The organism is Ruegeria sp. CK3, from assembly GCF_056536565.1.
This window is the reverse complement of sequence record NZ_JBQFPV010000006.1, coordinates 185,356-211,402: the sequence shown is the minus strand read 5'-3', so window position 1 is coordinate 211,402 and position 26,047 is coordinate 185,356. Positions and strand designations below refer to the sequence as shown.

Below are 26,047 nucleotides of genomic sequence, written 5' to 3'. Positions count from 1 at the left end.
AGGGTCAGCCTGCAGAGCATCCCTGAATGTCCACAGCGTGGTTGGCGCCCAGAACCGTGATCCGAATCTCGGACCGATCCAGCGCAAAAGGTGCGCCCGAGGCGCTGATCACCTCGGATCGGGCAATCAGTGTGCCACCCTGCCGCTGCGTTTCGGGTTGCGAGGCCCAAAGGACCGGGTTCCCTGGCTCGATCACCGCAACCTCTTGCCCTCCGGCCGAAGGCATGGTCACCCGCGCCTCGATCTGCATACCGTCCGAAGTCGGTGTCAGGTGGCAGCTGGCCTTTGCCACACGCGCTTCGCGGGCCGAGTAGGGGCGCTGCGCCAACGCGGCCGCAATTGCGGGGTTGCGCCCGGCATTGGTGTTAACCTTGTGGTCGAAATCTAGACGCTGCGGGATGCAAACGTCCTTGCAGACCCCCAAATCCATCTCACCACGCAGGCGCACAGGTTTGGCAGGGTTCTTTGGGGTAATCTCGACCGGCAGCACCAGTTGATCCTCGTAGCCGATGGATTTCAGGCCGTTTTGGTCGAAAATCTCGGGCGCGGGCCAGGTGATACGCACGTCGCCCACGTTTCCGGACCCGCTCCAATCGAATTGCGGCGGGATCCCGGCGTCGCCCGGCGCGCGCCAATAGGTCTTCCAACCCTCTTTGAGGGTCAGACGCAGCGCGCCCAGATAGGTCCCATTGGCCGTGCGCCCTCCGTCCAGAACATCCAGCGCAACAACCCCATCCAAACCCTGCGCCGAGGCGGGTGCGGACAGGCCCAGACAGGAGATCAGAAGGGCAACCGAGGATTTCATACGAGTCATCATACCCCATTACATGCGCTGTGCGGACCTGAAATCCAAGTCACGTTCGGGTCACCTGTGTGAAATCTGCTGAAATCAGCTTTGCTCTCTTGCCAATACCAGTGCCGCAGGGCCATTGTTGAGGGGTAACGAGCAAGAGAAACCTCGCATGGACTTGACCGGAAAACTGTTGATTGCGATGCCGGGGATGGGCGATCCGCGCTTTGATCACTCGGTTGTGTATATCTGCAGCTACGGCGACGATGGCGCGATGGGGTTGATCATCAACAAACCCTCTGATCTGCGGTTCAAAACCCTGCTGGGGCAGCTCAACATCCCGTGTCGCATTCCCATCATAGGCGAGCGTCTGGTGCATTTCGGAGGCCCGGTCGAGATGTCGCGTGGCTTTGTTCTGCATAGCTCCGACTATGATGCCAACCTGCACTCGATGCAGATTTCGGATGATTTCAGCATGACGGCCACGCTGGACGTGTTGGAGGATATGGCCGCAGGGCGTGGCCCGCTGAACGCGATGCTGACTCTGGGCTATTCCGGCTGGGGACCCGGTCAGCTGGAGGATGAGATCGCGATGAATGGCTGGCTGACGGCGGATGCATCGTCGGAATTGGTGTTCGATGTGCCCGATGACGACAAATGGGAAAAGGCCTTGTCCACGCTCGGCGTCGACCCGCTGACCCTTTCGGCCAGCGCAGGCCGCGCCTAGCTAACTGTCGCGCGGTGCTGCGGCGCGGCGAAGACGGTCATTGATCGCAGCCCCCAGCCCATGATCGGGGATCGGAGAGATGGCGATCGGACGCCCGGTTTCATTCAGGCTGTGTAGCGCGGCGAACAGATTGGCCGCAGCCTCGGTCAGACTGCTTGTTTCAGACAGGTTCATGTCACAGGTGACCGGGCCGAAGCCTAACAAAACCTCATCCCCCTGCACAATCTCAGCATTCAGTCGGACAGGCGCATCTGGCGCGTAGTGCGATTGCAGCTGCCCCGGAGCGGTCAGCATATCCCCCGCTTTGTGCAGGTGAAGGCGGGTGTTCAGTACGGTCTCGATCTGTTCCAGCGCGACGCCTCCGGGGCGCAGCAAGCTGGGGTCTCCGGTCAGTCCGACAATGGTGGATTCCAACCCGACACCACAGGGGCCGTCATCCAGAACAGCAGCGATCCGACCACCCAAGCCCGCATGCACATGGGCTGCCGTCGTTGGGCTGATCTGACCCGAAGGATTTGCTGAGGGTGCCGCAACCGGCCCGTCAACAGCCGCCAACAAAGCGCGCGCCGTAGGATGCGCGGGAACGCGCACCGCCAGAGTATCCAACCCTGCAGTGACCAGCGACGACACCCCGTGCCAGGGTTTGAGCGGCAAGACCAATGTCAAAGGACCGGGCCAGAACGCATGCGCCAAACGCTCGGCCTGATCCGACCATTGCACGAACCGCTGCGCCGCCTCGACCGAGGCGACATGGGCGATCAGTGGATTGAAACTGGGCCGACTCTTGGCCTCGTAAATCCCGGCTACGGCCTGACCGTTTCGGGCATCACCTCCCAGGCCATAGACCGTCTCGGTCGGGAAGGCGACCAGCAGGCCCTGACGCAAAAGATCAGCGGCGCGGGCGATGCCGTCGGGGTCGGCTGTCAGCTCAAGAGTGGTGGGGATCATATCTGGTGACGCCGCGTTTTGGTTGCTTGCAACATGGGGAAGAGTAGGTAATCCCAATACGCAAAGATGCATACCGGCGCTGATCGCAGATTCCAAGTGCGGCCGTGCCGACAGACCGCAAGGGAAGCCATGCCATACCGCGCCCCAGTTTCTGACTATGAATTCCTGTTCCGCCATGTGGTGGGTCTGGATCAGATCACGGCCACCGAGAGATTCGCTGACGCAACCCCGGATGTGGTCAGCGCGATCCTTACGGAAGCGGGAAAGATGTGCGAAGAGGTTCTTGCCCCGCTGCAACGCCCCGGTGATCTGGAACCGGCACGGCTGGAAAACGGCGTTGTGCGCACCTCACCCGGATACTCTGACGGTTGGAAAGCCATCGCCGAAGGCGGGTGGATCGGGATGAGCGGTAGCCCCGATTATGGCGGCATGGGTCTGCCCATGGCTGTCACTTCGGCGGTCAATGAGATGATGAGCGCGGCCTGCCTGTCGCTGCAGGTGGCCCCCTTGATGTCGCAGGGTCAGATCGAAGCGCTTGAGGCGCATGCCAGTGACGAGCTTAAGGAACTGTACCTGCCCAAGCTGATGTCTGGTGCCTATTCTGGAACGATGAACCTGACCGAGCCGCAGGCCGGGTCGGATGTGGGTGCCTTGACGACGCGGGCAGAACCCAATGGTGACGGCACCTATGCGGTCACCGGACAGAAGATCTATATCTCCTGGGGCGACAATGATTTCTGCGAGAATATCTGCCACCTGGTTTTAGCCCGTCTGCCCGACGCGGTTCCGGGCACCAAGGGGATTTCGCTGTTTTTGGTTCCAAAATACCTGCCCGACGCGCAGGGCAACCCCGGCGCTGCCAACGACCTGAGCGTCGTGTCGCTTGAACATAAGTTGGGTCTCCATGGATCTCCGACCTGTGTGATGCAGTATGACGGGGCCACGGGTTGGCTGGTCGGGCAAGAGCACGGCGGTATGGCGGCCATGTTCATCATGATGAACAACGCGCGTCTCGGTGTCGGCGGTGAGGGCGTCGGCGTCGGCGAGGGCGCGTATCAGCACGCGCTGGCCTACGCGATGGAGCGGAAACAGGGCAAGACGCCCTCGGGCACGATCATCGACCACGCGGACGTGCGCCGGATGCTGACCGAAATGCGGGCGGATGTGTTTGCGGCGCGGGCGATCATGCTGGCGAATGCCGCAGCGATTGATATGGCGCAGGCGACCGGAGATGCCGACTGGGCCGCGCGGGCTGCTCTGCTGACCCCGATTGGAAAGGCCTTTGGCACCCAGACCGGGATGCGCGTCGCCGAAACAGGTGTTCAGGTTCATGGCGGCATGGGCTTCGTCGAAGAAACAGGGGCAGCCCAGTACTACCGCGATGTCCGCGTGACCGCGATTTATGAGGGAACCAACGGCATTCAGGCGATGGATCTGGTCGCCCGCAAGATGATGGATGGCGGAGACGCTGCTGCCAGTTTGCTCGATGAGATCGAAGATCACGCCGAACAGGCCCGCTCCAAGATGCCCGACCTTGCCGGTCCGGTCTGGGAGGCCACGGAATCCCTGCGCGAAGCGACCGAATGGATGGTGGCGCAGGACAATATGAACGCGCGCTTTGCGGGTGCCGCGGCCTACCTGCGCGCTTTTGCGCGGGTTTTGGGCGGGCACTACCATCTGGCCGCAGCCCTTGCCGATCCGGATGGCCCGCGGGCGCGACTGGCGCGCTACTACATCAATGCCTTGCTGCCCGAATATCTCGGTCTGCTGGCGCAGGCGCAGAACGGGGCGGATGACCTCTTCGCCCTAAGCGCCGAGGATCTGGGCGCGTGATGGACGGCGTGCAGCCATCGGGCATCAGATACCCTTGGCCCGAGCCGCCCGCCCCCGGTGAAGCCATCGAGATTGCCGAGGGCGTGTTGTGGATGCGCCTGCCGCTGCCGATGGCGCTAGACCATGTGAATATTTACGCGCTGGATGACGGCGACGGGTGGACGGTGATTGATACCGGTATGTCCTCGAACAAAACCCGCCGCATCTGGGCTGAGTTGATGTCGGGCCCTCTGACCGGAAAGCCCATTCGGCGCGCTGTTGTCACCCATCACCACCCCGACCACGTGGGCAATGCCGGTTGGTTTCAGGCCGAACATGGGGTCGAGCTGGTCACCAGCCGCACCGCATGGCTGTTTTCGCGGATGCTGACACTGGACGTGCAGGAGAACTGGCCGCACGAGACGCTGGATTTCTATCAAAGCGCCGGGATGGACCCTGCGTTTTTGGAAAAGCGCAAGGCCGATCGTCCGTTCAACTTTGCCGATACGGTCTATCCCATGCCCCTCGGCTTCACGCGGGTCAAACAGGGTGACGTGATCCGCATCGGTGGGCGCAACTGGGACGTGCATATGGGCAATGGTCACGCGCCCGAACATGTAACACTCTGGAGCCGCGATGATCATTTGGTGCTGAGCGGCGATCAGATCCTCGGCTCGATCAGCCCCAATCTGGGTGTCTATGCAACTGAACCCATGGCCGATCCGGTCTCGGACTGGATCGAGACCTGCGAGCGGCTGCAAAAGCTGGCCCGCCCGGATCATCTGGTTCTGGGTGGCCACAAATTGCCCTTTACCGGTCTGCCGCTGCGCATGCGTCAGCTGATCGAGAACCACCACGGCGCGCTAGAGCGTCTGCTGGAATATCTGGACCAACCCAAAGCCGCCGCCGAGTGCTTTGCCCCGCTGTTCAAGCGTACCATTCGTGAAGGTGAATACGGGCTGGCGCTGGTCGAAGCGGTTGCACATATGAACCATCTTCATCACAGTGGCGCTGTTACCCGGACGCGACGCGCGGACGGGGCGTGGACGTTTCAGCGCAAAGGGTGATAAATGCAGGACAAGATTGAAACCTCGGCTGAGGCCGCCGAAGCGGATGCCCTGCCGCGGTGCTATGAGGTTCACGCGGATTCCGAGGCCGGGTCCGGCACCCAGCCCCTGCCGGGGCAACTGAAAAAACCTGTTGAAACCAAGAGCGCCGCGCAATGGGCGTATGAGCGTCTGATCCTTTACATCCAGAATTTCGAGAAAACGCTGGATGGCGATCATGAGGTCGCAATGGGCTTTACCGGCGGTGACGCGGGTGTGATGCGGATTCAGGGGATGGGCTATTTCGACCCAGATATCATCACGTTCTTCGGCTCGGATGGAACAGGCGCGCGAACGCAGCTGGTGCAGCATGTCAGCCAGTTGAACGTGATGCTGCGCGCCTTGCCCAAATCGGTAGAGGACAAGCCCGCCAATCGCATCGGGTTCCGTCTGGCTGCGGATCTCGAAGACAGCTGACTTGCAATTCACGCCTGCACACCCTTGAATGCATGCATCATTCAAGGGTGCTCGCATGTCCATTTTTTCAACCGTTACAAATGCCTATTCCGGCGCCTGGGCAAGACGCAGGGTCTTTGTGCCCATCTATCTGGCGGTACGGCTGCTGCTGATCGCGCTGGTCGCACCCGGTGTCGCTCTGGCGGTCAATCTGGCGGTTTCGCTGTCCGATCAAACCGCGCTGACGGATCAGGATATCGCGGCCTTCATCCTCTCGCCCGCCGGTTTCATCGCGGCCATCGTGGTACTGAGCCTTTTTCTATTGGCCGAGGTGTTTGTCTTTGCGGTCATGGCAGCCTCTCTGCGGATGGGAGAGGCTGATCCGTGGCGCGCAGGCAGTGCGGCGATCGGCTTGGTCCTGTCGCGCCTGCCGTCGCTTTTTGGCTTTGCGGCCCGGTTTATTCTGCGGGTTTTGCTATTGGCGCTGCCGTTTCTGGCGGTCGCCGCGTTGATCGCATGGTGGACGCTGACCGAATACGACATCAACTACTACCTGACCTTCCACCCGCCCGCCTTTATGGTGGCTGTGGCCCTGATCGGCGCGGTGGCTCTGGCCATGGCTTGGGTGCTGATCCGCAAGCTGTCGGGCTGGGCTCTGTCACTTCATGTGGTGCTGTTTGAAAACGTCCACCCGGCGCATGTGTTCAATATCAGCACGTCCCGGATGGAGGGCAAACGCGGGCGCTTGAAACTGGCCTTGGTCGCATGGCTGGCGATGCGCCTTGCGATTGCAGCGGCGATTGCATGGGTGGCCGGGCTTTTGTTTGGACTGGTGCCGTTGCAAGGCGGCAGTAACCTAAAATTGGCGCTGACCTATAGCCTCGCGATTGCAGGGCTGTGGTCTCTGGCCGGGCTGGTGCTGGCCGCCTCTGCGCTGGGCGCATTGGCGGTTCTGCTGGACAAGTTCTTTGAACCTCAGACGGATGAGCCGCCACACCCCGAGCCGCGCCGCATGCAGGCCTCGCTGTTCACAGCGGTCGGGCTGGCGGCAGCTGCCCTTCTGCTGGGTGGCTGGTTCGGCCACAATCTGCTGGAACGTGTTCAAGCCGAGGATCATGCCGATGTTATTGGCCACCGGGGGGCTGCGGCGCTGCGGCCCGAAAACACCATGGCCTCGGTTCTTAAGGCAATCGAAGATGGCGCGGATTGGGTTGAGATCGACGTGCAGGAAACAGCCGATGGCGTTGTTATCGTGGCCCATGACAGTGACTTCATGAAACTGGCCGGAGTCCCGACAAAAATCTGGGACGCCACGATGGAGGATGTTGAAACCATCGACATCGGCAGCTGGTTTGGCCCTGAATATGCCGACCAACGCACCCCAACCTTGCGTGAGGTGCTAGAGGCGACAAAAGGCAAATCCAAAGTCATTATCGAGCTGAAATATTACGGCCACGACGTTGACCTGGAAAACCGGGTCGCCGCGTTGGTCGAAGAGTTCGAAATGCAGGACGACATCGCCACCATGTCGCTCAAATATCCGGCCGTGCAAAAGATGAAGGCGCTGCGCCCGGATTGGCGCGCCGGTGTTCTGGCTGCGACGGCGGTGGGCAATCTGGCGGGGCTGGAAGGCGATTTTGTTGCTGTGAACGCGGCAACCGTGTCTCCGGGACTGATCCGCTCGGTCCACTCGGCGGGCAAGGAGATCTATGTCTGGACGGTGAACGATCCGCTGCAGATGTCGGCGATGGCCTCGATGGGGGTGGATGGGTTGATCACGGACCGCCCGGCCATGGCGCGCGAGGTTCTGCGCGTCCGCGCCGAGATGGGCCCGGCGGAACGCGTGCTGCTTTGGCTTGCCACAACTTTCGGCATGACAGTCGATACCGAGGCGATGCGCGATGACAGCCCGTAAACTGGCGCTGGGTCTGTTTCTGCTGGCCAGCCCGGCCACGTCTCAAGACCTGATGCGCGCGGTCGAGATGCCCTCGCACCGTGCCCTGATCGCACAACGCGGCGATGCCGAACTGATCCCGTTCGAAACTGACGGATGCTCGGGCGGGTTGTCGGCCAGCTGGCGCTGGGTGGCCGATACGTTCCCTCAGATCGGCGAGCTGTATCAGGAACATCCGCCTTGGGAGTACTGCTGCGTTACCCATGACCGTGCCTATCACAACGCCGGTGGTGCGCAGACGGCCAGAGAAAGTTATGACGAGCGCCTTGCTGCCGATCAGGCTTTGCAGGTCTGTGTCGAAACCCATGGCGAGACCCACGCGCAGGCCTATGCGGAACGCTATGACATGACGCCCGAGCAGATCCGCTCGGTCCATTCGCTGACCTCGGACACCCTCTACGGCGCGGTCCGATTCGGCGGCGGCCCCTGCAGCGGACTGCCGTGGCGCTGGGGATTTGGCTATCCAGGATGCTTTGTGTTGGGTGACAGAGCCCCTGCGCTGGAATGACGTGGTGACAGGCCCGGAATTTTCGATTATCCAGCGGATAAACACGCGAATTGGGAATCTGAGACTCATGGCTGAACACAAGCACGGCGAAATGGACATCACCGTTCAAACCAAAACCTTTGAGGGCTTCATCAAGGCCACCGTCTGGTGCTGTGTCGCCATTGCGATACTGGCGTTCCTGCTGGCGCTTTATGCTTCTTAAATCTTTCGGGGTCGACCGTGTTCAGGATTTTGATCGCCTGCCTTTTGGCGGCAACAGTGGCTGGCTGCGCGAATTCTAAACGCCCTCAGGCAGATCAGGCTGAGATCGTATCGCGGTCCTACCGTGATCCTGGGCCGTCGACCCTGACGCTCTATACGATGATCAACACGCGCTCCGGTTCGGGGGCGCATACCTCGTTGATGATCGGTGCCAGCGAGAGGGTGATTTTTGACCCAGCAGGCTCGTTCCGGGCGGATATCGTTCCGGTGCGGGATGATGTTCTATACGGCATCACCCCAGCGGTTGAGCGTGCGTATCGCAGCTCTCACGCGCGCGAGACGCATTTTGCCCGCATCCAGACCATTCAGGTTACGCCGCAACAGGCTGAGATAGCGCTGCAACTGGCCAAGCAGACCGGGCCGGTCGCAGGGTCTTTTTGCGCAAATTCAACCGCGCGGCTATTGCAGCAGGTGCCCGGCTTCGAGCAGATCGAAGTAACCTTCTTTCCGATTAAGCTTTCGGAACAGTTCGCCGAAATTCCCGGTGTCATCACTGAAGAATATCGCGAGAATGACGATGCCGATCTGCAAAAAGGTCTGGCGGCCAATAACGCCGCTCTTAACCAGCTGGACGCGGCTTCAAGCCAGTAAATATAGCAGACCATAAAGTGTGGCCGCGCCTGAAAAGATCGCGGCCAGCACGTTTTTGGTGAACACTCCAACAGACAGCGTCACTGCCGCAGCCGCCATTCGGGCCGCATCGGGTTGGCCCTCGGTCGCGGCAGGCCACACGACCAGCGGCGCGATCAGCGCGGGCAGGATTGCCACGGCGGTGTAGCGCAGGTGGCGCAGCAGCCAGGGTGGCATCGGGCGGTCTCCGACAAAGCCGATGAACACAAAGCGTAGGGCAAAGCTACCGATGGCCAGGCCAACAATGACGGTCCACATGGTGGTGGAGTCGATCTGGGTCATGCAGGCGCCTTTCTGCGGTTCAAGACCACCTCCGCCTGAGCGCCTGCGATCATGCCAGCGGTTCCGGCGATCAACAGGCCCAGATTGAACGGCACGCTTACGGCCAGTAATGATACGATCAGCGCCACAAGGGCCGCAATGACATGGGGCAGCGTCCGCATCATCGGCCCCAGCATGGCCAGAAAGGTAATTGGCAAGGCGAAATCCAAAGCCCAGCTTTCGGGAATCCGGGTGCCCAAAACCGCGCCCAGATAGGTCGCCAAAATCCAACAGGGTGTGATCGGCGTGACCGAACCGACGAAGTAAGCCATGCGCTGCGGCACGGTCATCTTTGGCTCTTTCTCGAACTGCACGATCGAGCAGGCATAGGATTGGTCAACCGTCAGATAGGCGGCGCAGGCCCTCTGCCACATGGGGGCAGCCCCCAGAAACGGCGTCAGTGAGGCTGAATACATCGCCACTCTCAAATTCACCGCAAGAGCCGAGGCCAGCACAATGGCTGTCGGCGCGTTCTCCTGCAGCAATTGCAGGGCGGTGAATTGCGCTGCTCCGGCGAAAACCGTGGCCGAGAAGGCGACGACTTGCACGATATCCAGCCCGGCCTCGGCGGCGAAAACCCCGAACAGGGTGCCAAATGGAATCGCGACAAAAATGAAGGGTGTCCCGTCGCGAAACCCTTTCCAGAAGTATGACTTGGATGTGGCGTCTGCCATGGCTAAATCCTATGGTATTCGCAGCAGCAGTAGCGGTCTTGGGAAGGGGTTGCAATTGGTGACAGAACTGGATGTCTCGGACTATATCATCGCCCCCGATCCCGGCGCGGCCCGTTTGACGCGTGCGGTTGAAGGCGTGGACCAGAATGGCGAAGTCAGCCAGATTTCGGTGGTCGAGGAACGCCCGCTGACGATCTTCCTCAATTCCCAGGAAATCGTGACCGCGATGACCATTGGCGACTATCCCGAGTATCTGGCGCTGGGCTTCCTGCGCAATCAGGGGATGTTGCTGGCTGATGATGAAATCACTCGGGTCGACTATGATGATGACCTCGAAACCGTGGTTGTGCGGACGGCCCGCGAAACCTCCTATGAGGACAAGCTGAAGAAAAAGACCCGCACCAGCGGCTGTGCCGTGGGCACGGTCTTTGGGGACATGATGGAGGGGTTGGAGGACGTGCGCTTGCCACAGGTGTCGGTCCGGACCTCGTGGCTCTACGATCTGGCTGCCAAGATCAATCGTACGCCTTCCTTGTACCTTGAGGCCGGTGCGATCCATGGCACGGTTCTCTGCCGTGAAAACCGGCCGCTTGTGTATATGGAAGATGTGGGTCGCCACAACGCCGTCGACAAAATCGCCGGCTGGATGCTGTCCGAGAATGAGACTGCGGAGGACAAGATCCTCTACACGACAGGGCGCTTGACCTCGGAAATGGTGATCAAAACGGCGATGATGGGCATTCCGGTTCTGGCCTCCCGGTCCGGTTTCACCGCCTGGGGCGTCGAGATCGCCCGCGAGGTCGGCCTGACGCTGATCGGTCGCATGCGCGGGCAGCGCTTTGTGTGCCTGTCCGGCGAGGATCGCCTGCTACGCGACGTGGACCCGGCGAGCGTGGCCGTCGAGGACAAGAAACATCGCAGGAAAAGTGCCAATGGCTGATGGTATGACCAAACCCCTAGGAGTGATCCTCGCAGGTGGCCTTGCGACCCGGATGGGCGGTGGAGACAAAGGGCTTTTGCAGATCGGGGGGGAGAGCCTGTTGTCGCACGTCATCGACCGGCTCGGCCCGCAGGTGGATGGCCTCGCGTTGAACGCCAACGGAGACGCAGCGCGGTTTGCGGAATGGAATCTGCCCGTTCTGCCGGACTCGATTGAAGGGTTTGCAGGCCCTTTGGCCGGGGTTTTGGCCGGGCTGGATTGGGCGGCAGAGCAGGACGCAGACAGTATCGTCACCGCTGCCGCAGACACGCCGTTCTTCCCGCGTGATTTGGTGGCGCGGCTGACCGACGAAGCTCAGGGTCAAACGCATCCTTTGGTCCTTGCCACGACGCCCCGCACCGGAGACGAGGCCTTGAAGTCAGGCGGCAAGAAGGTCAACCGGCACCCGACATTCGGCCTCTGGCCTGTGGCGCTGCGCGATGATCTGCGTGCCGCTTTGAACGACGGGCTGCGTAAGGTCGTACTGTGGACCGACAAGCATGACGGGCGCGAGGCGCTTTTTCCCGCCGACCCGTTCGATCCGTTCTTCAATGTCAACACACCGGACGATCTCGCGCGCGCCGAAAAACTGTTGGAGCAGGCATGAAAGTCTACGGCGTCACCGGCTGGAAGAACGCAGGCAAAACCGGGCTGATGGAGCGGCTGGTGGCCGAGATCACCGGACGCGGCTACACCGTCTCGACCGTCAAACACGCGCATCATTCCTTTGACGTCGATCAGCCGGGTCGCGACAGCCATCGCCACAGAATGGCAGGCGCGAGCGAGGTTCTTCTGGCCTCGGGTCAACGCGTTGCCCTGATGCAGGAGCTACGTGGCGCAGAGGAGCCTAAGCTGGTCTCTCTGCTCGCTCGCCTCTCGCCTGTCGATCTGGTGTTGATCGAGGGCTATAAACGCGAACGCCACCCCAAGGTCGAGGCCTTCCGCGCTGAGCCGGGCAATAACCTGATCGCCCCGTCGGATGGCACGATCCGCGCTGTGGCCAGTGATACTCCGCTGGAGTTGGACCGACCCGTGTTCGATCTAAACGACACATCGGCGATTGCGGATTTCATCCTCTCCGAGGTCGGTTTGTGAGCCTTTTCGACAGCTTTGCGATGGTCGATTGGTCCGGTGGCAACGACACTGGACCGCGCCCTCGCAAAGATGCCATCTGGGCCTGCGTGGTGCGCGACGGCGCAATACAGGCGCTAGACTATCTGCGCAATCGGGTGGCCGCCGAGGATTGGCTGCGCAGTCTGATCGGCACTGAACTGTCTGCAGGTCGCCGCCTGATGCTGGGGTTTGATTTCCCCTTCGGTTATCCCGCAGGCTTTGCCAAAGCGATCACCGGGACAAATGATCCGCTTGCGTTGTGGGACTGGTTCCAAGATCGGATCAAGGATTTCCCGACCGCCAACAACCGTTTTGACCTCGCGGGGCAGATCAATATGGGCTTTGGTGGCAAAGGTCCATTCTGGATGAATGGCCTGCAGCGCGACATTGCCGGGCTGCCGCGCACGAAACAGGACTATCACAACCCGTTTCCGGATCGACGCGCGGTGGAGCGTTTGGCCAAGGGCAGTTTTACCTGCTGGCAAATGGCAGGCGCAGGCGCCGTCGGCGGACAGGTGATGATGGGTCTGCCCGTGTTGAACCGGCTCCGCCACAATTTCGCGGGCAAGATCGCTATTTGGCCCTTTCAGACACTGGATAAACCGGTTGCGTTTGTCGAGATCTGGCCCTCGCTCAACCTTGGTGCAGCGCCGCCGGATCGGATCAAGGATGCGTGGCAGGTCGAACAGGTTGTCTTGACTCTGTCGTGGATGACGGATCAGGAATTGGACAGACAGTTGAACGTTTCAGCCTCAGAGGAGGGGTGGATCTTGGGTGTAGCGCAGGACAAACCGAACATATCGCCTCCGCCATTGCGAAACGATTGTTTTGCCTTACCCGCCGGGGTGAATTGGACGCCCGTGGATGACGCGCTCGCGTTGCTGCGGGATCGTTTGCGCCCCGTCACAGGGGCCGAGGTGGTGCCGCTTGCGCAGTCGTTGGGCCGCGTTCTGGCCGAGGACGTGGTAGCGCAGCGTTCGAACCCGCCGCAGCCCAACACGGCAGTAGATGGCTATGGGTTTGCAGGCCCCGTGACCGAAGGCGCGCAGGTGATGCCACTGACCGAGGGGCGCGCCGCGGCGGGTATTCCGTTCGATGGCACGGTTCCCTCAGGCCACGCGTTGCGCATCCTGACCGGCGCGGCTCTGCCAGAAGGCGTGGACACGGTCATTCTGGAAGAGGACGTGACGGTTCGGGACGGCCACATTGCCTTTCACGGCCCGTTGAAGCAGGGCGCAAACACGCGTCGCGCGGGTGAGGATGTTTCAGCGGGCGAGGTGGCTCTGACAGCCGGTCGCAAGCTGACACCGGCCGACATGGCGCTATTGTCGGCGGTCGGTACTTCCGAGGTGCCCGTACGCAAACCTCTGCGCGTGGCCGTTCTGTCCACCGGGGATGAGATTGTCGAGCCGGGCGAGACAGTCGGCATCGGGCAGATATTTGACGCGAACAGGCCGATGCTGCTGTCTTTGATCGACCGTATGGGATTTGCGCCTGTCGATTTTGGGCGCGTCGCCGACGACCGCGAAACCCTGCGGGCGAGGTTGGATGAGGCCGCAACACAGGCCGATGTGATCCTGACCAGCGGCGGCGCTTCGGCGGGGGATGAGGACCATGTCTCAGCCCTTCTGCGCGAGGCGGGGGCGATGCAGGAATGGCGGATTGCTCTTAAACCCGGTCGCCCTCTGGCGTTGGGCATGTGGTCGGGCACACCGGTCTTTGGCCTACCCGGCAACCCGGTGGCCGCCAAGGTCTGTACTTTGATCTTCGCCCGCCCTGCCCTGTGCCAGATGTCAGGGCAGGGGTGGGCAGAGCCACAGGGTTTCGAGGTGCCCGCCGCTTTTGAGAAACGCAAGAAACCCGGTCGCCGCGAATATCTGCGCGCGCGTATTCGCGAGGGGCGGGTCGAGGTTTTCCACTCGGAAGGCTCTGGCCGGATCAGCGGGCTAAGCTGGGCCGAGGGGCTGGTCGAGATCGAAGACGGCGCGCGCCACATCCAGCCGGGCGATCTGGTGCGCTTTATCCCTTACGGCAGTTTTGGGCTGTGACGGTCACGGTTTCCAAAGGCTTTAGCGAGGTTGAAAGGCCCCAAGCCGCAACCCTGTTCTGGCAGGCCTTTGCGGCCAAGCTGCACAAGGTGATGGGGCCGGATGAAAAAGGGTTGGCCTTCTTTGAAACGGCCCTCGATCCGGAATTCGCGCTGGTTGCGCGCGCCGCTGATGGCCGGATGCTGGGCCTTGCGGGGTTCAAGACCAACAAAGGCGGCTTGGCGGGCGGCAGCCTGTCGGACCTCTCCCGCGTCTATGGCTGGTTCGGGGCGATCTGGCGCGGTGTGGTTCTGAGCGTGTTGGAGCGCGATCTGCAGCCCGGTGTGTTCCAGATGGACGGCATCTTTGTCGCGGATGAGGCCCGCGGGCAGGGCATAGGCACGACGCTGCTCTGTGCCATCAAGGCCGAGGCGCAGCGCCGTGGTATGGCCGAGGTGCAACTGGATGTGATCGACACCAACCCACGCGCGCAGGCCCTGTATGAACGCGAAGGGTTCAAACCTGTGGGTGTTGAGAAAACCGGCCCGTTTCGGCACCTGTTCGGCTTCAGCCGCGCCACCAAGATGAGCTGGCCTGTACCTACCACCTAGTCGAAGGTTCCGGCCACACGCCCCAACAGCATGAAGGCCCGCGCGGTTCTTGTATCACCAAGGGCGGTCAGCTCCGCGTCACTGGCATTGGCTTCGAATTCGACGATCATGTTGTCGAAGCGGCGCAGGAAGTGATGTGCTGCATCCCGGAAAATCGGGTCCTGTTTCATCCGCGCCGCCGTCAACGCCAGCGACGAGCGATCCCGAATTCCGCCCAAAGCCGCGACCGAGCGTCCGCGTGCGCCCTGCGCAAACTGACGCCAGACCTCGGGCCGTGCCATATCGGGGCGCAGGTCATCCATATAGATGCCTTCTTGGCTGAGTAGGGTCAGAACATCCTGAGAGGCCTGCACCAGTTTGGATGCTTTGCGATCCTTCAACGCCATCCGCAGCGCGGTGAACCCTTCGGTGTCTTTCTCGGTCTCGGGGAAGTTTAGCGCGCGGATGAAGGTATCGGTGGTCAGCGGCGGTGTGATCTCTTCGGCGGTGGTGCCCAGCGCCAGCGAGGTTTGTCCGCCCGGCGCAGGCGGGTCGACCTGCAAGGGTTCACGCCGTTTGCTTGAAAAAGTCGCCAGCGCGTCCTCGGCCTTTTTGGTCACAGCGGCGATTTCGTCCAGCTTCTTGGACACCGTCGGCTCATACGAGCTGGCGGCGCGCTGTTGCTGAACGACATAGGCCTGACGGATCGCGTCAATCGCGGTTTGCAACCGTGCGCTTTCCTCGCGCATGACGCGGCTGGCGCGCATCGCCGTCGCCGCGACCCAGATCATCGCTACCGGCAGGAAAACCGCCAACAGGGTCACAATGAACCCGCCGCCTTGTGTCTGGTCGGGCAGCACAAGGAACAGGACCGAGACCACCAGCCAGATGACACTCAGCACCCCGGCCGCAATCTCGATCGAGGTCACAGACGGGCGCTGAGGGCGATCATAGATGCCCAAAGAGGTCGGCCGTTCGCTTTCCTGGTCAGGTTGTGGCCCCGACATGACAGACCCTCCGGGTCAGGCGAATTCGATATTGAGAACTTCGTAGGAACGTACACCGCCGGGCGTGCGAACTTCGACACTGTCGCCTTCGTCCTTGCCAATCAAGGCGCGGGCCATGGGCGATTTGATGTTCAGAAGGCCTTTTTCGATATTGGCCTCGTATTCACCCACGATCTGCCAGGTCTTTTCCTCATCGGTGTCTTCATCGAACAGCGTGACCTTGGCGCCGAACTTGATCGCACCCGACAGTTTGGCCGGATCAATTACATCGGCCAGCGACAGGATGCCCTCAAGCTCTTTGATGCGGCCTTCGATGAAGCCCTGCTTTTCACGGGCCGAGTGGTATTCGGCGTTTTCCTTCAAATCACCCAGTTCGCGGGCCGAAGCGATGGCTTTGATGATCGCCGGGCGCTCGACGGATTTGAGGTTTTTCAGCTCCGCCTCGAGCGCGGCATTGCCCGCAGGCGTCATTGGAATCTTTTCCATAATCTTGTTGTCCACGCATAAATTGAGCCGCCCCGCCGCGGGGAAAGCGTCGGGGCGAATGATGGGTCGTTCAGTACCTGACCCAAATGGAGCGTGAAATGCAAGAGGCCAAGAGGGCGTCACACGTCGATTTGCGACTTAACGCCGTTCCGCTGAGGCGGTTCGCGCCTGTGGCGGTGGTCCGGGGGCTTGTTCCTGCGCCACCGCTGTGACGGGGTGCAGAGCCACAACATCTCAATCATATTGCACCACCTCGAACTCGATCCCGTTGTCATCGTCGAAATAGAACCGCTTGCCCGGCTCATAATCGGCGTGGTTATGCGGTGTAAAACCTGCCGCGCGCACCTTGGCCTCGGTCGCATCGATATCCTCGACCAGAACGCCCACGTGGTTCAGGCCGCCGACCACGTCATAGCTGCTTTCGTTTGATGGCTCGGGGTGTTCGGGGCGGTAGAGGGCAAGATAGGTGTGTTTTGTGCCGACATGCACCGTATAGCCGCCCGCCATCGCGGCGCCTTCCCAACGGATGTCCCATCCAAACACTTTGTGCATCCAGGCGGCCGAGGCTTTGGGATCGTTGACGGTAAAGTTGGTGTGTTCAAGCGAGGCCATCATGGCAGGTCCTTTCATTTTTAAGGCTTGTCACGACTCAGCGTAATTCCTAAACCTAACTTTAGGTCAAGGTATTTTTACGAGGGTGAAATGGCGGCTTCCGAAGGTCTGGCAATTGGCGCTTTGGCGCGGCGTACCGGGTTGGCGGTGTCGGCGATCCGCTACTATGAGGAGCAGGGGTTGATCTCGCCCTGGCGCAATGCAGGCGGGCAGCGGCGGTATCAACGGGCCGATATCAGGCGGTTGAGCTTTGTGATGATCGCCCAGCAATTTGGCCTGACCCTACCCGAGATCCGCGAGGTGCTATCGGGCCTGCCCGGCAACCGAACCCCGACGCCGCAGGACTGGAAAGACATAAGCGTTACCCTGCGTGCCCATCTGGATCAGCGAATCAATACCCTGACGCGATTGCGCGACAATCTGGACGGCTGCATCGGCTGTGGGTGCCTCAGCCTGCCGAAATGCGCTCTTTACAACCCCGATGACCGCGCCAAATCACATGGTAGCGGTCCCAGATACCTTATGGGCGACTCGCCAAGCACTTGAAGTGTCGAATAGCGGCATTGTTACGCCGTGTTTCGATTGACCTGAGTCTTTCTCACCATGTAATCAGCCGAGAAACAAAATTGCGCCGACCGCATGAGAAAAGCGCCAATTCGGAAAGTTAGCTAAGGAGCCCGCGATGGCCGAGATTGAACGCGAAGCGATGGAATACGATGTGGTGATCGTGGGCGCAGGCCCCGCGGGCCTGTCGGCGGCCATCCGTCTGAAACAGCTGGATGCCGACCTGAATGTCGTGGTTCTGGAAAAGGGCTCGGAAGTGGGCGCGCATATCCTGTCGGGCGCGGTGCTGGATCCATGCGGGCTGGACGCTCTGATCCCGGATTGGAAAGAAAAAGGCGCGCCGCTGAACACGCCGGTGAACGAAGATAACTTCTATATGCTGGGTGAGGCCGGAAAGCTGCGTATCCCCAACGCGCCGATGCCGCCGCTGATGAACAACCACGGCAACTACATCGTCTCGATGGGCAACGTCTGCCGCTGGATGGCCGAACAAGCGGAAGAGCTGGGCGTGGAAATCTTCCCCGGCATGGCTTGTTCCGAGCTGGTCTACGGCGAAAACGGCGAAGTCAAAGGCGTGGTCGCCGGTGTCTTCGGTCTGGAAGCAGATGGCTCCTACGGCCCCGGCACCGAACCGGGCATGGAGCTGCACGGCAAGTATGTGTTCTTGTCCGAAGGCGTGCGCGGATCGCTGTCCAAGGAAGTCATCGCCAAATACGACCTGTCTGCTGGCAAAGAGCCGCAGAAATACGGTGTCGGCATGAAAGAGATCTGGGAGATCGACCCGGCCAAACACAAGGAAGGCAGCGTCACGCACACCATGGGCTGGCCTCTGGGCAGCAACGCAGGTGGCGGTTCCTTCATCTATCACCTGGAAAACAACCAGGTGTATGTCGGCTTTGTGGTTCACCTGAACTACAAGAACCCGCATCTGTATCCCTACATGGAGTTCCAGCGCTTCAAGCATCACCCGATGGTGGCTGAGCTGCTGAAAGGCGGTAAGCGCGTGGCTTACGGCGCCCGCGCGATCACCGAGGGTGGCTATCAGTCGATGCCGAAGCTGGTCGCTCCGGGCGTGGCGCTGCTGGGTTGCTCGGCGGGCATGGTCAACGTGCCGCGCATCAAGGGCAACCACAACGCGATGCTGTCGGGCAAAGCCGCAGCAGAGGCCGCCTTTGACGCCATCAAGGCTGACCGTTCCGGTGATGAACTGACGGCCTATGAAACCGACGTGCGCGAAGGTGCCATTGGTCAGGACCTCAAGAAAGTGCGCAACGTCAAGCCGATGTGGTCGAAATGGGGCCTCATGCCCTCGCTGGCGCTGGGTGGTCTGGACATGTGGACCAATACGCTGGGCTTTTCGCTGTTCGGCACAATGGGTCACGGCAAGAACGACGCCGAGTCGACCGAAGAGGCCAGCAAGCACAAGCCGATCGACTATCCCAAGCCCGATGGCACGCTGTCCTTTGACCGTTTGACCAACGTGTCCTTCGCAATGACCAACCACGAGGAAAGCCAGCCCTGCCATCTGAAACTGGGCGACCCGTCAATCCCGGTTGCTGTCAACTTGCCCAAATTCGCCGAGCCCGCGCAGCGTTATTGCCCGGCTGGCGTCTATGAGATGGTCGAGGATGAAGACGGCCCGCGGTTCGTGATCAACTTCCAGAACTGCGTCCACTGCAAGACCTGCGATATCAAGGACCCGAGCCAGAACATCACATGGACTACTCCGCAGGGTGGCGACGGCCCGAACTATCCCAACATGTAACTGAAAACTCCGGCAATGGCGGCGCGACCCTGCCGCCATCCCGCCCTTGTTCCATGCCACCGGTCCCGCCGGTGGCATTTTTTGTCGTTGGTAAGAAAGTCTGTGTCGCAAACGGTGATGTGTAGGTAGAGTGATCGCTCTACCACCGTGACATGACTGAGACACAGCAGAAAATCGCAGAGAATCTTGACCGGCAGTTTTCAGAGATGGGATTTGCCACCCAAGGCGTCGAAGCCTTGCGAGAGGGAGCGAATGTTTCCCTGCGCACGCTCTACAAGTATTTTCCCAGCCGCGAAGCGATGGTCATAGGCGCGTTGAATCACCGCGATGCCTCCTATTCCGATTGGACTGGAACCGAACAACTCGAGGGCGCGGATCATGTGTTGCACGTTCTGACCCGCCTGGCGGACTGGCTGCGCGAGGTTTCAAACACCGGATGCCTGTTCCGTAATGCACTGGCGGCCTATCCCGAAAGTGATGCGATCCGCGACGCTGTCACGACGCACAAACAGCATGTCCGCGACATGTTCCGCGCGCGGCTGATCCACGTGGCTCCTGATTGTGATGCCGAGGCTTTGGCCGAGGCTCTGTTCATCCTGCACGAAGGTCTGACCGAGAGCGCGCGTTTAATGGGTGCCGAGGCTGCAACCTCGGCCACGATGCGCTGTGCCCGCGCGTTGCTGGCCACTGCCGATATTCACTAGGCCGGGCTTCCGGCAAACGACAAAAGAGACGGAAATGAAGATCAAGGAAATCCACATCTACGCCCATGATCTGCCGGTCAAAAACGGCCCATACACCATGGCCAATGCCGAGGTCTGGGCGCTTGACACAACGCTGGTCAAGCTGGTGGCCGAGGATGGCACGACCGGCTGGGGAGAAACCTGCCCGGTCGGCCCAACCTATGCCGAAGCGCATGCAGAGGGCGCGCGGGCTGCGTTGAAGGCGATGGCAAAAGGTCTGATCGGCGCGGATCTGTGGCCTGTGGCCCTGCATCACCGGATGAACGGGCTGCTGAACGGGCACAATTATGCCAAGGCGGCCATCGACATCGCCGCCCATGACCTGATTGGCAAAAAGCTGGGCGTCAACGTCGCCGATCTGCTGGGCGGGGCACAGACCGATCGCGTGCCGTCCTACTATGCGACGGGTGTGGGCGCGCCGGACGATATCGCGCGCCTTGCCAAAGAGAAGCTGGCCGAGGGCTATCCTCGCCTGCAAATCAAAGTGGGTGGCCGTCCTGTCGAGATTGATATCGAAACCATCCGCAAAGTCTGGGAGGTTGTCTGCGGAACAGGCATGCGCCTTGCGGTCGATGGCAATCGCGGGTGGACCACGCGCGATGCGCTGCGCGTCACTCGCGAATGCCCAGATGTGCCGTTTATCATGGAACAGCCCTGCAACACCTATCAGGACCTGGAAAAGATCCGCCCTCAGGTGACCCATGGCATCTACATGGATGAAAACAGCGTCGACCTAAACACCGTGATCTCGGCCGCCGGGACTGGGCTTGTGGATGGGTTTGGCATGAAAGTCACCCGGATCGGCGGCCTTCAGAACATGCGCACCTTCCGCGACATCTGCGAGGCGCGCAACCTGCCGCATACCTGTGATGACAGCTGGGGCGGGGACATCATCGCCGCCGCCAGCACGCAGATTGCATCCACCGTGCGTCCGACACTGATGGAAGGCGCATGGCTCGCCGCTCCTTATATCGACGGCAACTATGATCCCGAAAACGGCATCACCATCCAAGGCGGTCACATCCAGCGCCCGACCGGGCCGGGTCTGGGCGTCACCCCCGACGAGACGATGTTCGGCGCACCCGTCGCCTCATACTAAGGAGAACACCATGATCCCCGAAACCATGCATGCGGTTCAACTGACCGGCCATGGCGGTATCGAGATGCTTGACTACCGCTCGGACGTGCCAGTCCCGACACCGGGGCGCGGAGAGGTTTTGATCCGGGTCGCTGCCGCGGGTGTGAACAACACCGACATCAATACGCGGATCGGCTGGTACTCTAAGGCTGTCACCGAGGACACCAATACCGGCGGTGCCTCGGGTTTTGAGACTGTGGACGATGACGATGCCAGTTGGTCGGGCACGCCCTTGATCTTCCCTCGCATTCAGGGCGCCGATGTCTGTGGCTATGTTGCTACCGTAGGTGATGGGGTCGACCCGGCGCGCGTTGGCGAGCGCGTGATCGTGCGCAACATGCTGCGGACCTATGTCGACTACCGCCCTTATGAATGCTGGACCATCGGCAGCGAATGCGATGGGGGTTTTGCCCAGTTCTGCGTCGCACCATCGCAGGAAACCCACGCGGTGAATTGCGACTGGGAGGATGTGGAACTAGCCGCCATCCCCTGCGCCTATTCTACGGCCGAGGGCATGCTGCACCGCGCCAGCGTCGGGGCCGAGACCGTTCTGGTCACCGGTGCCTCGGGCGGTGTTGGTTCGGCTGCGGTGCAGCTGGCGAAACGGCGTGGAGCTAACGTGATCGGGCTGTGCTCGCCCGCAAAGGCCGAGGCTGTTCGGGCTCTGGGCGCAGATCGCGTACTGGACCGGAACGCTGATCTGGTGGCGGAACTGGGTGAAGGCTCGATCGACGTGGTGGTCGATCTGGTGGCCGGCCCGCAATGGCCCAGCCTGCTGGACGTGCTGCGCCGGGGTGGGCGCTATGCGACCGCCGGGGCCATCGCTGGACCGATCTGTGAAATCGACGTGCGGACGCTCTACCTCAAAGACCTCACCTTGTTTGGCTGCACCTTTCAAGAGGACATCGTGTTCGAAAACCTCGTGAAATACATCGACGCAGGAGAAATCCGTCCCGTTGTCGCCAAGACCTATCCGCTGAGCGAGATCGCGAAGGCGCAGGAAGAGTTTCTGACCAAAACGCATACCGGGCAGCTGGTGCTGATCCCGCCGCAGGTGGCCTCATGAAAATCCGCAAGATCGAGCTTTTTGAACTGCATCTGCCCTATGCGGGCGGCTCTTACGAGCTGTCGGGCGGGCGTATCTACACCGGGTTTGACAGTGTCATCGTCTGTATCACCGCCGATGACGGGACCGAAGGGTGGGGCGAATCCACTCCCTTCGGTCCGAACTACATCGCCGCCCATGCGCGGGGCGCCCGCGCCGGGGTTGAAGAAATCGCGCCCTATCTGATCGGTCGTGACCCGCGCGATGTGGACCGGATCAACGATGCGATGGATGAGGCGCTGATTGGTCACAACCACGCGAAATCGGCGCTTGATCTGGCCTGTTGGGACCTGTTCGGCAAAACGGTTGGTCTGCCGGTCTATAAACTGCTGGGCGGCGCGACGGGCAATCGCCTGCCCGCGATCAGCTCGATCTACGCGGGCACGCCCGAGGACATGCGCGCCCGCGTCGCGGAACACCGCGCGATGGGCTATATGGGCCATTCGGTTAAGGTCGGGGCGATGGATTCCGAAGGCGGCCCGGCGCTTGATGCCGAACGCATCGCGGCTTCATTGGCGGATCGGCAACCGGGTGAGTACTTCATCGTTGACGCCAATGGCGGCCTGATCCCGGAAACCGCGCTGCGGATGCTCCGCGCCCTGCCGAACAGGCTGGATTTTGTGCTGGAGGCCCCCTGTGCCACATGGCGTGAGACGCTTTCCCTGCGCCAGCGTTGCGATGTGCCGATCATTCTGGACGAGTTGGCGCAAGAGGATGGCGACATCGCCAAGCTGGTGGCGCTGGATGTGGCCGATGGCATCGGGCTGAAGATCTCGAAAGCCGGGGGGCTGACCCATGCCCGCCGTCACCGCGACATCTGCCGCGCTGCAGGGCTGACGATCAGTGTGCAGGACACGGTGGGGTCAACCCTGTCTGCCGCGTCGATCTTCCATATGGGTGCGACTGTGCCCGAACGGCTGCTGCGCTGCGTTCTGGACCCGCGCGACATGGTGACGATCCAGACCGGGGCGTTCGACGCCCCAATCGAAAACGGTGGCGTTCTGCCGCCCGATGCGCCGGGCCTCGGCGTGACTATGAGCCGGGACCTGCTGGGGCAGGCCGTCGCAATCTGGGAAGACTAAGACATGTTTCAGGACAAAAACGCCCTCGTCACCGGTGCGGCCGGAGGGATCGGGCAGGCCATCGTCAAACAGCTGCGCGCGCAGGGTGCTCGGGTCGCGGTTGCAGATCGCTCGACCGATGGGATCGAGGCCGAGGCGCATCTGCCCGGCGATCTTCTGGACCCGGCCTATTGCGACCAACTGGCCTCTGCCGCGCAACAGGCTTTGGGCGGCCTCGATATCGTCATCAACAATGCCGGCGTCATCACCCGCGGCCCGGTGACCGAGACGTCGGACGCCGACTGGACCCTGTCCATGGGCGTGAATGTCGAAGCTCCGTTCCGGATTTGCCGCGCCGCCATTCCGCTGATGGCCGAGGCGGGTGGCGGGGCCATCGTCAACACCGCGTCCTGCTGGGGCGGCAAGGCGCCGGGGCCGAACCATGCGCTCTATTGCATGACCAAGGCGGCGATTGCCTCGCTGACCGAATGTATGGGGATGGATCACGCACATCAGGGCATCCGCATCAACGCGGTGTGCCCGAATGAGGTCAACACGCCGATGCTGCGCTCGGGCTTTGCCAAGCGCGGGTTTGATCCTGACGAGGCCGTGACCGAACTGGGTAAGACCGTGCCTCTTGGTCGGATCGCCGAGCCTGAGGATATTGCCGACGTGGTCCTGTTCCTCGCCTCGGATGCGGCGCGCTACATGTGCGGCACGTTGGTCGAGGTCAATGGCGGGAAGCCGGTCGCATGAAGCGGTTTGAGGGTAAAATTGCGCTGGTTACAGGCGGTCGCTCTGGGATCGGGAAAGCCATCGCGGCACGGTTGACGGAGGAAGGCGCGCGCGTCTTCACCGCTCAGCGCGGTGGCGATGACCGGTGCGAAGGGATCGCAGCCGATTTCACCGACCCAGCCGCGCCTGCACAGGTAGTAGCCGAGGCTATCGCCCGTGCCGGGCAGCTGGACGTTCTGGTCAACAATGCCGGGATGATGCAGGAGGCCCGCGTCGAAGAGATGACGTTGGAGGACTGGCAGAAAAACCTAGCCGTCAACTTGACCGCGCCCTTCCTGATGATTCAGGCCGCTTTGCCCCATCTGCGCAAAACCAAGGGCAGCATCGTCAATACCGGCTCGATCGAGGGGCTGGGCAGCAATCCCGGCCATGCGGCCTATTGCGCGTCCAAGGCCGGTCTGCACGGGCTGACCCGCGCCGTGGCGGTGGATCACGGCGCCGAGGGTATCCGTTGCAACGCCATCGCTCCGGGCTGGATCGACACCGAGTTGAACCTCGACTTCATCGACTCGATGCCCGACCCTGATGCGTTTCGCCGGGATATCGGCCAGATTCACCCGGTCGCACGCACCGGCAGGCCGGAAGAAGTGGCCGCATTGGCGGCGTTTCTGGCCGCCGAGGAAAGCGGCTTTATCACAGGGCAGGTCTACACGGTCGATGGCGGGCGGATGGCCAAGCTGAGCCTGCCCTGACCCTGGAACCGGTCCGGTCTGAAGGCCTGAATGTCGATTGAGGGCGCGCGGCCCGCGATCTCATCCGCCACCAGCTGCGCGGTTGTCGCCCCAAGCGTCAGGCCCAACTGTCCGTGGCCGGTGGCGAAAGTGACATTCGCCAATCGGTCGCTGCGGCCAATAATGGGGCGGGTATCGGGAGTAAAAGGACGTCGCCCCATGCGGCGCTCGGCCTTGTCCGTTCCAAGCCGCGGCAACACGCGTTTCGCGCGTTTGACCAGAATATCGGCGCGGTTCCAGTTGGGTTTCGCGTCGGCATCCGCGAACTCGATGGTCCCAGCCACGGCCAGAGCGTCCTCATACGGTGTGATCCCAAACCCGCCTTTGGCGTAGAACACGGTGTGGGCCGGGTCGACACCGCTGTCAGGCAAGGCGGTAGAGTAGCCGATCACCCCTTCCAACTGGATTGGCACGCCCAAATCCCGCGCCAAGCCGCGTGAGTTTGTGCCCGCCGCCAGCACGAACTCGTCCGCCGTAAGAACCTGACCGTCTGCAAGGCGCACGCCCTGAATTTTGCGACCGTTGTGTTGGAACGCCTCGGCCTCGCCTGTGAATACTGTGCCTCCTCGGCTGGCAAAGGCCTGATGCAGGGCTTCGACCAGGCGCTTGGGCTCGGTCACGAAGCTCCAGTCATGCAGCAGGGCGGCGTGTTTGAAATCGGGCGCGATGGCCGGATCAATCTCATGCGCTGCGGGGCCGGGGATGTATTCGATAGAACAGCCCAGCTCTCGGGCCAGATCAAAGGCGACGGCCATGGTGGCGCGGTCGCTGTCATCGTCGAACAGTTTGATCACTGGCTTTTCGACCAGCAACTCGGGTCGACCGATATCGGCCAGTTGCGCCTTGAAGTCATCGGTGGCGGCAAAGGTCAGCCGCGTCAGATCCGCCGCGATGGCCCGCATCCGCGCCCGGCGCGCATTCGCGGTGAAGCGCGCGAACCAGGGCAGGACCCGCAGCGCCGAGGACGGACGCAGCGTCAAGGGGGCCTCGGGGTCCAGCAGCCAGCCCGGCACCTTCATCAGCATGCCCGGCTGCGACAGCGGAACGATCTCACCGATTGCGATGCAGCCGCAAGAGGCCCAGCTAGCCCCTTCTCCCACGGGTCCGGGCTCGACAACCGAAACCGCGTGCCTATCGGCCTGCAACGCCAGCGCGCAGGAGATTCCTACGACGCCTCCGCCGATCACAACCACCTTTGCCATCG

At 61.5% G+C, this 26,047-nt stretch carries 29 protein-coding genes; 21 read left to right on the top strand and 8 right to left on the bottom strand.

Going from position 1 to position 26,047, the window contains the following annotated elements; genetic code table 11:
• Positions 1 to 4: 4 nt before the first annotated feature.
• Entirely contained in the window at positions 5 to 817 is an 813-nt protein-coding gene (locus ACR0C3_RS10440; protein ID WP_480758362.1) for a protein-disulfide reductase DsbD domain-containing protein, read from the bottom strand.
• Positions 818 to 962: 145 nt separating this feature from the next.
• Here ACR0C3_RS10440 and ACR0C3_RS10435 point away from each other — a divergent pair, with 145 nt between their 5' ends.
• Entirely contained in the window at positions 963 to 1,517 is a 555-nt protein-coding gene (locus tag ACR0C3_RS10435; RefSeq protein WP_480758360.1) for a YqgE/AlgH family protein, read from the top strand.
• Here the strand turns inward: ACR0C3_RS10435 and ACR0C3_RS10430 are convergent, their stop codons facing one another.
• Complete coding sequence (locus ACR0C3_RS10430; protein WP_480758359.1) at positions 1,518 to 2,465, bottom strand: L-threonylcarbamoyladenylate synthase; 948 nt, start codon at positions 2,463 to 2,465, stop codon at positions 1,518 to 1,520.
• Between the two features lie 129 nt (positions 2,466 to 2,594).
• Here ACR0C3_RS10430 and ACR0C3_RS10425 point away from each other — a divergent pair, with 129 nt between their 5' ends.
• The 7 genes from ACR0C3_RS10425 to ACR0C3_RS10395 all read left to right on the top strand — a co-directional run bounded on the left by ACR0C3_RS10425 (position 2,595) and on the right by ACR0C3_RS10395 (position 9,093).
• Complete coding sequence (locus tag ACR0C3_RS10425; RefSeq protein WP_480758358.1) at positions 2,595 to 4,298, top strand: acyl-CoA dehydrogenase; 1,704 nt, start codon at positions 2,595 to 2,597, stop codon at positions 4,296 to 4,298.
• Positions 4,298 to 5,344: an MBL fold metallo-hydrolase gene (locus ACR0C3_RS10420; protein ID WP_480758493.1), complete on the top strand. Its 1,047-nt coding sequence runs from the start codon at positions 4,298 to 4,300 to the stop codon at positions 5,342 to 5,344. Before ACR0C3_RS10425 ends, ACR0C3_RS10420 begins: the two co-directional genes overlap by 1 nt.
• 3 nt (positions 5,345 to 5,347) lie before the next feature.
• A complete protein-coding gene (locus ACR0C3_RS10415; protein ID WP_480758356.1) occupies positions 5,348 to 5,800 on the top strand; it encodes a DUF6173 family protein in 453 nt (150 codons plus the stop codon).
• A gap of 55 nt (positions 5,801 to 5,855) precedes the next feature.
• Positions 5,856 to 7,694, top strand: a complete 1,839-nt coding sequence (locus tag ACR0C3_RS10410; RefSeq protein WP_480758355.1) for a glycerophosphodiester phosphodiesterase — start codon at positions 5,856 to 5,858, stop codon at positions 7,692 to 7,694.
• Positions 7,681 to 8,241, top strand: coding sequence for a hypothetical protein (locus ACR0C3_RS10405; protein WP_480758354.1), 561 nt, complete (start codon positions 7,681 to 7,683; stop codon positions 8,239 to 8,241). The genes ACR0C3_RS10410 and ACR0C3_RS10405 overlap by 14 nt, the downstream gene beginning before the upstream one ends.
• A 67-nt stretch (positions 8,242 to 8,308) precedes the next feature.
• Positions 8,309 to 8,443 carry an aa3-type cytochrome c oxidase subunit IV gene (locus tag ACR0C3_RS10400; RefSeq protein ID WP_170379077.1) on the top strand — a complete coding sequence of 45 codons (135 nt, stop codon included), beginning with the start codon at positions 8,309 to 8,311 and terminating at the stop codon, positions 8,441 to 8,443.
• 17 nt (positions 8,444 to 8,460) lie between these two features.
• Positions 8,461 to 9,093, top strand: coding sequence for a hypothetical protein (locus tag ACR0C3_RS10395; protein WP_170379075.1), 633 nt, complete (start codon positions 8,461 to 8,463; stop codon positions 9,091 to 9,093).
• Here the strand turns inward: ACR0C3_RS10395 and ACR0C3_RS10390 are convergent.
• Positions 9,082 to 9,414, bottom strand: coding sequence for an AzlD domain-containing protein (locus ACR0C3_RS10390; RefSeq protein ID WP_480758352.1), 333 nt, complete (start codon positions 9,412 to 9,414; stop codon positions 9,082 to 9,084). The two genes, ACR0C3_RS10395 and ACR0C3_RS10390, sit on opposite strands and share 12 nt — an antisense overlap.
• Complete coding sequence (locus tag ACR0C3_RS10385; protein ID WP_480758351.1) at positions 9,411 to 10,127, bottom strand: AzlC family ABC transporter permease; 717 nt, start codon at positions 10,125 to 10,127, stop codon at positions 9,411 to 9,413. Before ACR0C3_RS10385 ends, ACR0C3_RS10390 begins: the two co-directional genes overlap by 4 nt.
• A 49-nt stretch (positions 10,128 to 10,176) precedes the next feature.
• Here ACR0C3_RS10385 and ACR0C3_RS10380 point away from each other — a divergent pair, with 49 nt between their 5' ends.
• From ACR0C3_RS10380 to ACR0C3_RS10360, 5 genes are read left to right on the top strand one after another with little or no spacing between them, the layout of a single operon-like run.
• The gene (locus ACR0C3_RS10380) at positions 10,177 to 11,067 is read left to right on the top strand and encodes a formate dehydrogenase accessory sulfurtransferase FdhD (protein WP_170462781.1); all 891 of its coding nucleotides are present in this window, start codon (positions 10,177 to 10,179) and stop codon (positions 11,065 to 11,067) included.
• 4 nt (positions 11,068 to 11,071) lie between these two features.
• Positions 11,072 to 11,713: a molybdenum cofactor guanylyltransferase MobA gene (gene mobA / locus ACR0C3_RS10375; RefSeq protein WP_480758350.1), complete on the top strand. Its 642-nt coding sequence runs from the start codon at positions 11,072 to 11,074 to the stop codon at positions 11,711 to 11,713.
• Positions 11,710 to 12,201, top strand: a complete 492-nt coding sequence (mobB, locus tag ACR0C3_RS10370; RefSeq protein WP_480758348.1) for a molybdopterin-guanine dinucleotide biosynthesis protein B — start codon at positions 11,710 to 11,712, stop codon at positions 12,199 to 12,201. Before mobA ends, mobB begins: the two co-directional genes overlap by 4 nt.
• A 20-nt stretch (positions 12,202 to 12,221) precedes the next feature.
• A complete protein-coding gene (locus tag ACR0C3_RS10365) occupies positions 12,222 to 14,267 on the top strand; it encodes a molybdopterin-binding protein (RefSeq protein ID WP_480758492.1) in 2,046 nt (681 codons plus the stop codon).
• Complete coding sequence (locus tag ACR0C3_RS10360) at positions 14,264 to 14,857, top strand: GNAT family N-acetyltransferase (protein ID WP_480758347.1); 594 nt, start codon at positions 14,264 to 14,266, stop codon at positions 14,855 to 14,857. The genes ACR0C3_RS10365 and ACR0C3_RS10360 overlap by 4 nt, the downstream gene beginning before the upstream one ends.
• Here ACR0C3_RS10360 and ACR0C3_RS10355 read toward each other — a convergent pair.
• From ACR0C3_RS10355 to ACR0C3_RS10345, 3 genes are all read right to left on the bottom strand, one after another.
• Complete coding sequence (locus ACR0C3_RS10355) at positions 14,854 to 15,843, bottom strand: hypothetical protein (RefSeq protein WP_170691560.1); 990 nt, start codon at positions 15,841 to 15,843, stop codon at positions 14,854 to 14,856. The two genes, ACR0C3_RS10360 and ACR0C3_RS10355, sit on opposite strands and share 4 nt — an antisense overlap.
• Before the next feature lie 15 nt (positions 15,844 to 15,858).
• Positions 15,859 to 16,329 (bottom strand): transcription elongation factor GreA, encoded by a 471-nt coding sequence (gene greA / locus ACR0C3_RS10350; protein WP_480758346.1) that lies wholly within the window; start codon positions 16,327 to 16,329, stop codon positions 15,859 to 15,861.
• Positions 16,330 to 16,563: 234 nt separating this feature from the next.
• Entirely contained in the window at positions 16,564 to 16,944 is a 381-nt protein-coding gene (locus tag ACR0C3_RS10345; protein ID WP_480758491.1) for a VOC family protein, read from the bottom strand.
• Positions 16,945 to 17,031: 87 nt separating this feature from the next.
• Here ACR0C3_RS10345 and soxR point away from each other — a divergent pair, with 87 nt between their 5' ends.
• The 8 genes from soxR (at position 17,032) to ACR0C3_RS10305 (ending at position 24,804) form a co-directional block, all read left to right on the top strand.
• Complete coding sequence (gene soxR / locus ACR0C3_RS10340; RefSeq protein WP_480758345.1) at positions 17,032 to 17,487, top strand: redox-sensitive transcriptional activator SoxR; 456 nt, start codon at positions 17,032 to 17,034, stop codon at positions 17,485 to 17,487.
• Positions 17,488 to 17,623: 136 nt separating this feature from the next.
• Complete coding sequence (locus ACR0C3_RS10335; protein ID WP_480758343.1) at positions 17,624 to 19,270, top strand: electron transfer flavoprotein-ubiquinone oxidoreductase; 1,647 nt, start codon at positions 17,624 to 17,626, stop codon at positions 19,268 to 19,270.
• A 152-nt stretch (positions 19,271 to 19,422) separates the two neighbouring features.
• Complete coding sequence (locus ACR0C3_RS10330; RefSeq protein ID WP_480758342.1) at positions 19,423 to 19,974, top strand: TetR/AcrR family transcriptional regulator; 552 nt, start codon at positions 19,423 to 19,425, stop codon at positions 19,972 to 19,974.
• Positions 19,975 to 20,008: 34 nt separating this feature from the next.
• Positions 20,009 to 21,112 carry a mandelate racemase/muconate lactonizing enzyme family protein gene (locus ACR0C3_RS10325; protein WP_480758341.1) on the top strand — a complete coding sequence of 368 codons (1,104 nt, stop codon included), beginning with the start codon at positions 20,009 to 20,011 and terminating at the stop codon, positions 21,110 to 21,112.
• A 10-nt stretch (positions 21,113 to 21,122) separates the two neighbouring features.
• A complete protein-coding gene (locus tag ACR0C3_RS10320; protein WP_480758339.1) occupies positions 21,123 to 22,217 on the top strand; it encodes an alcohol dehydrogenase family protein in 1,095 nt (364 codons plus the stop codon).
• Positions 22,214 to 23,338 carry a mandelate racemase/muconate lactonizing enzyme family protein gene (locus ACR0C3_RS10315; protein WP_480758338.1) on the top strand — a complete coding sequence of 375 codons (1,125 nt, stop codon included), beginning with the start codon at positions 22,214 to 22,216 and terminating at the stop codon, positions 23,336 to 23,338. Before ACR0C3_RS10320 ends, ACR0C3_RS10315 begins: the two co-directional genes overlap by 4 nt.
• Positions 23,339 to 23,341: 3 nt before the next feature.
• Positions 23,342 to 24,073 carry an SDR family NAD(P)-dependent oxidoreductase gene (locus ACR0C3_RS10310; protein WP_480758336.1) on the top strand — a complete coding sequence of 244 codons (732 nt, stop codon included), beginning with the start codon at positions 23,342 to 23,344 and terminating at the stop codon, positions 24,071 to 24,073.
• Entirely contained in the window at positions 24,070 to 24,804 is a 735-nt protein-coding gene (locus ACR0C3_RS10305; RefSeq protein WP_480758334.1) for an SDR family NAD(P)-dependent oxidoreductase, read from the top strand. Before ACR0C3_RS10310 ends, ACR0C3_RS10305 begins: the two co-directional genes overlap by 4 nt.
• Here the strand turns inward: ACR0C3_RS10305 and ACR0C3_RS10300 are convergent.
• Complete coding sequence (locus tag ACR0C3_RS10300) at positions 24,759 to 26,045, bottom strand: NAD(P)/FAD-dependent oxidoreductase (RefSeq protein ID WP_480758332.1); 1,287 nt, start codon at positions 26,043 to 26,045, stop codon at positions 24,759 to 24,761. The two genes, ACR0C3_RS10305 and ACR0C3_RS10300, sit on opposite strands and share 46 nt — an antisense overlap.
• Positions 26,046 to 26,047 lie beyond the last annotated feature (2 nt).